We start from the raw sequence: 491 nt of genomic DNA, 5'->3' as shown, positions 1-491 counted from the left end.
TCGCCGCCACCGGTGGCCAGGCCGCCCGACAGGATCTGGCGCGAGGTTGCAACGCCGCCTGTGCCGGTTCCGCCCCCCGCGCCGCCTGTCGCCACCGCCGTGGCCACAAACTGCGTCGTGGCGATCTGGTTGGTCCCGGTGCCTGCTGCGGCCGTCGGCGCCGTCGGAACGCCCGTGAATGGCGGAGAGGCGAGCGGCGCCTTCAGAGCCTCCACGGACATGGCTCGCGCCGTCTCGGCCGTCAGGGCGCCGCCGTCCGCTACCGTGCCGGGCGCGGTTCCGATGTTGAGCCGCGCCGCAGTGCCTAGGGTACCAAGGACCGCCGTGCTCGAGATCAGCCGCCCATCAAGATCCGACAGGTTGTTGGCGATCTTGCCGAAGATCACCCGCAGCGGATCACCATCGCCCGACTCGACACCGGTGCCGATGTTGAGAGCCCGCTGGTTAGCGGACATGCCGCCCCCGCCAGGGGTCGAGCCAGCCGTCTGGAG

At 71.3% G+C, this 491-nt stretch carries 1 pseudogene; it reads right to left on the bottom strand.

Annotated features, from left to right (window positions below):
* Positions 1-491: pseudogene (locus tag FV233_RS31035) on the bottom strand (hypothetical protein); the annotation flags it as partial.

Source organism: Methylobacterium sp. WL7 (genome assembly GCF_008040085.1).
GTDB lineage: Bacteria > Pseudomonadota > Alphaproteobacteria > Rhizobiales > Beijerinckiaceae > Methylobacterium > Methylobacterium mesophilicum.
This window is presented reverse-complemented; position numbering and strand designations above follow the sequence as displayed.